Origin of the sequence: Barnesiella sp. CU968 (assembly GCF_905219685.1) — a bacterium.
Classification (GTDB): Bacteria; Bacteroidota; Bacteroidia; order Bacteroidales; family Muribaculaceae; genus Lepagella; species Lepagella muris_A.
The window spans coordinates 1-5,714 of the sequence record NZ_CAJMXD010000188.1 but is presented as its reverse complement, the minus strand read 5'-3'; the positions used below and the strand labels follow the sequence as shown (position 1 = coordinate 5,714).

3 protein-coding genes are annotated in these 5,714 nt (G+C 48.1%); all 3 read right to left on the bottom strand.

The genetic code is table 11. The features are described 5' to 3' along the window. Positions 1-286: 286 nt before the first annotated feature. Entirely contained in the window at positions 287-1,084 is a 798-nt protein-coding gene (gene lpxA, locus JX312_RS08315) for an acyl-ACP--UDP-N-acetylglucosamine O-acyltransferase (RefSeq protein WP_204457677.1), read from the bottom strand. A 26-nt stretch (positions 1,085-1,110) separates the two neighbouring features. Then, positions 1,111-2,490 carry a TolC family protein gene (locus tag JX312_RS08310; protein ID WP_204457676.1) on the bottom strand — a complete coding sequence of 460 codons (1,380 nt, stop codon included), beginning with the start codon at positions 2,488-2,490 and terminating at the stop codon, positions 1,111-1,113. 7 nt (positions 2,491-2,497) lie between these two features. After that, a partial coding sequence (locus JX312_RS08305) for an efflux RND transporter permease subunit (RefSeq protein ID WP_204457675.1) occupies positions 2,498-5,714 on the bottom strand: 3,217 nt, incomplete at its 5' end.

Genomic DNA, 5,714 nt, shown 5'->3' with positions numbered 1-5,714 from the left:
GAATCGGGTGGTTCTGCGTTCCAGGACACTCAATAATGTGAGTTAATTTTGGAACATAGAACTGAACACCCTATTAATTTTACATGAATCTAACAAATTTATCTCAGTATTTGTTTCATAAAAATCTTTAGATAAAGCCGTTGTGCTATCAAGGTATTTGGAAACATGAGGTTCGAAGACACAGCGACAGGGGAGGCAAGAGGTATGGATGTGTGGGTGGAATAACAGAGCCGGATATCCGCATTTTGTGCGAGATACCCGGCTTTGTGATATATAATGGTTGTTCTTATTCCGCTGTCACTTCGGGAGGCAGAGCGGCAAGACGATAGTCGTGCTTCTTTATGAATTTGAGAATCTCGTCTCTTTCAGTGCTTGGGTCTACGTCTGTCTCGATTCTTTTCAAGGCATTGAATGGAGAAGTCTGGCTCTGGTAGATGTGGCGGTAACATTTGGCGATGTCATCGATAGTGGCTTCCGATTTCTTTCCTTTCCGCAGAATGTAGGCGTTTACACCATAATATTCTATCGGATTGTGAGCCATTATCGTGAACGGGGGCACATTGTTGTTCACACGGCAACCGCCTTTTATCAGCACCCATTCCGCAATATCACAATTTTCGTGTACGAGAGCGTTGGATGAGAGTATCGTGTAGTTGCCGATTTTGCATGCTCCCGCGATTTTTGCGGCATTCCCGATTACGACATAGTCACCGACTATCGAATCATGTCCGATATGGCTCTGTGCCATGATGAATGAGTTGTTGCCTATCCTGGTCGATTTCCCGGCATGTATGCTGCGGTTGATAATCACGTGCTCGCGGATACAGTTGTTGTCTCCGATTTCCACAAAAGAATCTTCACCTTTCCAACGGAAGTCCTGAGGGGCGGCGGAAATCACACAACCGTCGTAGAATCTGTTGTTTTTACCGATTCTTGCACCGGAGCGGATGCTTACGTGCGGACCGATCACACATCCCTCTCCGATTTCCACATTGTCATCAATATATGCGAATGCATTGATTGTGACGTTATCTCCAATTTTGGCGTTGGGATGAACAAACGCCAGAGGGCTGATCTGAAACATAGTATAAGTATTAGAGGTTAACGTTATTATCTTCCACCGCCGACTGCCTGATACAGACTTATAAGTGAAGCTACCTGTGTGTGCCAGCATGCGAGACTCGACAATTGTGCGCTCAGCAGACTCGAACGGGCAGTCAGCACCTCAAGATAGGTTGTTTTCTGATCCAAAGTTAATAATTCCTGTGTATATTCCACACTTTTTTCAAGATTATCTATCTGTTGGTCGAGGGCAACCTTCTTGTCTTCGATATTGGCGATTTGTGCGAGAGCGTCGCTTACATCCGCACTTGCGCTTAGAACAGTTTTCTCAAAGGCGTTCATTGCCTGTTTCTGCTGCGCTTTCGCAGCTTCAAGAGTAGCAATGTTCTGACCTCTGGAGAAAATCGGAGCCGCCAGTTGTCCGGCAAGCTGAATGAACCATTTGCCGGGATTTGTGATCATGCTGCCGAGCAGATTTGTGAATCCGCCTTGTGCCGATATTGAAAGTGTCGGATAAAACGCTGCACGTGCGCTGTTGGTCACATAATATGCGGCGGCGAGTCCTCTTTCTGCTGCGCGCACATCCGGACGCACGGCAAGATATGACATGGGGATGCCGCTTTTTACATTCACCGGCAGGGAGAAACTCAGGTCAGAGGTTACTTCCCATTCGCGGGGATATGTGCCGAGAAGAGTCGACAGCGTGTTGCTGGTGGCGGTTATGCTTTGTCTGATATCCGGTATCGACGCCATGATGCTCCAGTAATTCGCCGCACTCTGTACAACTGCCGCCTCATTGACGTATGCCGCCTCTTTCATCGCCTTCATGGATTCTACCTGATCTTTCCAGATGACGGATGTTCTCTCTGTGAGGTCAAGCTGTTGTTTGAGCAGCACAAGTGCATAATATGTGTTGGCGACGCCGCAGATTATCTGGGAGCGCACAGCCTGTTCGTAATCCTCCATCTGCTCTACGGTGACTTTGGCACCTCTTTTTCTGTTGAGAATCTTACCGAAGACATCGATTTCCCAGTTTGCGGCGAGTGGAATGGAATAGCTCCAGTTCATGTGACTTCCGCCGTAACTTGCACTGCCGCCGTTGGGATTTAGTGCCAGAGATGGGAAGTAGCTCAGTTTCGCACCCTTGAGCTGCGCCTGAGCAATCTCTACATTATGACGGGCATCGTCAAGATCATGGTTGTTGGCAAGAGCCTGTCGTATATAGCCTTGCAGAATCGGATCCGTGAATACTTTTTCCCATCCCAGATATTCGAGCGATGTGGAATCAACTGGTTGCTCAGTAGCTTTGCGGTAATCTTCGACAAATGCATTCTCATCTGCCGGAAGTTCGTATTTCCGGTAGATGTGACAGCTGCTCATCGCAACTGCCAGCACTACCGTCAATGTATATTTAATCAATCTGTTCATTATTGTCTTATTCTCTTGTTATACTGTATTGCTCGATTTCGGATGTGATTCCGGTGTTGTCTTTGTCTTTCCATTTCGGAGGTGTGATCTTCTCCTGAATCAGCTGGAATGCCACGAACATCGCCGGCACTACAAGAACCTGAAGAATCATGCCTATGAGCATACCTCCGATGGCACCTGTGCCAAGTGCGTTATATCCGTTTGCACCGGCACCAGTCGCAAACATAAGAGGCAAGAGACCTATAATCATAGCCAGTGATGTCATAAGGATAGGACGCAGACGAGCTGTGGCTCCCTGAATAGCCGACTGGACTACGCTGAGTCCGGTTCGTCTTCTTTCGAGCGCGAACTCGACAATAAGAATGGCATTCTTGGCAAGAAGACCGATAAGCATAATCAACGCGATCTGCAGATATATGTTGTTGTCAATGCCCATAAACCGTGCGAAGACAAATGTTCCCATAAGACCGAACGGCACAGAAAGAATAACCACCCACGGAATGATGTAACTTTCATACTGCGCGGAAAGGAGAAGATATACGAAAAGAAGCACGAGAGCGAATACGTATGCTGTCTGACCGCTGCCTCCTTTTGCCTCTTCGCGAGTCATACCCGAATAGTCGTATCCGAAGCCGATCGGAAGCATTTCCTCACCGACCTCCTCGATAGCCTTGATTGCGTCACCGGAAGAGAATCCCGGCGCCGGTTGTCCTGTTACGGCTATTGATGTGAACATATTGAATCGGTTGATGATGTCAGGACCATATACACGCTTGAGCGAGACAAAGTTGTCGATCGGCGCCATGGTCGCTCCATTACGGACTTTGATACGCTTCAGAGTCTCGGGGGAGACACGTGCCTCCGGACTTGCCTGCATCATGACGCGATACAGTTTGCCGAACTTATTGAAATTGGATACGTACATACCGCCGTAGTAGCCCTGAAGAGCACTCAGAATCTGGTTCTGAGTCAAGCCTGCCTGTTTGATCTTGGCGACATCCAGCTCAACAAGATACTGGGGGAATGTGGGGTTGAAGGTTGAATATGCCATCTGAATCTCCGGGCGGGCGTTGAGAGCGGCGATATACCTCTGGTAAACCTGGAAGAAGTTGTTGAGGTCTCCTCCTGTCTTGTCCTGAAGCTTGATCTCAAAGCCGCTTGTCGCCGAATATCCCGGAATCATAGGGGGGGTAAAGAACATGATACGTCCGTCTTTGATCTGAGAGCATTTCTGATACAACTGACCGAGCACGGCATTGGCGCTCTCGGTTTTTTCATCTCGCTCATCCCAAGGGCGAAGCTTGATGATGAAAGAACCGTATGTGTTGCCTTGTCCGCCGATGAAGCTGAATCCGGTAATCGCGTTGCGCACCTGTATTGCCGGAATCGTTCCACAGATGCTGTCGACCTGATCCATGATGGATTTGGTCTTTTCCAATGCAGTTGCCGGAGGCATGTCTACAACACCCATGATTGTGCCGGTATCTTCTTGCGGCACCATGGAGGTGGCTGTTGTGCTCATCAACCATACAAGCACGGCTATTGATATTGCAACAATTGAGAATCCGGTAATTTTGTGTCTGATAAACCAGCCTGATGCAGTATTATAGACTTTGAGAAGTTTATTGAACCCCTTGTTGAAGAAGTCAATGAATTCTCTTGAGAAAAGACCGATGAGCGCTATGATGCCCACTACTACAGCTATCACGCCTTTCATTATGTTCTCAAAGTCAAACCAGCCCATCATAAGGAGAGCGATTGATGCGGTAATGAAGACAAGAGTGATGACGGGAGGAAGTTTCAGGCGGAAACGTTTCTTATATGTTTCTTTCATAACTTCACCGGCTGCCGAATATGCGTCTTTAATTCTCTCCTTAAGCGGTTTTTCATCCTCTTTCTTATGCGGCTTGAGGAAGAGCGCACAGAGAGCGGGAGAAAGGGTAAGCGCGTTGATTGCCGAAAGACCGATTGACATAGCCATTGTTAGACCGAACTGGCGATAGAACACACCAGAGGTCCCACCCATGAATGATACAGGAATGAACACAAGCATCATGACAAGGGTAATCGAGACAAGTGCCCCTGCAATCTCATTCATAGCATCAATGGCGGCGCGTTTCGAGNAACTATATCCCTCGTCGAGTTTTGCATGCACCGCCTCCACTACGACTATGGCGTCATCGACCACGATTGCGATCGCGAGCACGAGTGCGGAAAGGGTAAGCAGGTTGACGGAAAATCCGAATATATACATCAGGAAGAATGTACCAATCAATGCTACAGGGATCGCGATAATCGGTATAAGAGTCGATCGGAAATCCTGAAGGAATATGAACACAACAAGGAACACGAGAACGAAAGCCTCGATGAGCGTTTTGACAACCTCATGTATTGATGCGAACAAGAAGTCGTTGACGCTCATTGTAGTAATGATCTTCACGCCTTCAGGTGCCTCTTTCTGGAATTTCGCAAGTTCTGTCTGTATGTCTTTCACAACCTGGGTGGCGTTTGATCCGGCAGACTGATACACAATTGCCGAGCAGCCGATATGACCGTTGGTCGTGGATTTGAATCCATATGAAAGACGACCCAGTTCGACGTCTGCGACATCCTTGAGTCTAAGAATCTCTCCGTCGTTGGTCGCACGTACGATAATGTCGCCGAACTCAGTCTCGTCCTGCAGTCGCCCTTTGTAGCGCATCACGTATTGGAAGCTCTGATTGCCGTTTTCTCCGAATTGTCCCGGAGCAGCCTCGATATTCTGCTCGGCAAGCGCAGCTGAAATNTCCGACGGCATCAGACCGTATTGAGCCATGACATCGGGTTTGAGCCATATGCGCATACTGTAGTCGGCACCCATAACCATGGCGTCTCCCACACCGGAAACTCGTTTGATTACCGGAATTATGTTTATTGCCATGTAGTTTTCGATAAACTCCTCAGAGTATTTGCCATCGGTGTCATACACGTTAAACACCATAAGCATGGAACTCTGGCGTTTCTGGGTAATCACACCTACCTGGTTTACCTCTGCCGGCAGGAAGCTTGCGGCTTTTGCCACGCGGTTCTGCACATCAACGGCAGCCATGTCGGGATCCATACCAGGTTTGAAATATACCTGAATTGTTGCAGAACCGTTGTTGGCAGCTGAAGAGAACATATAATCCATGTTCTCCGCTCCGTTTATCTGCTCTTCAAGAGTCGCGATGACAGAGTTGAGCACA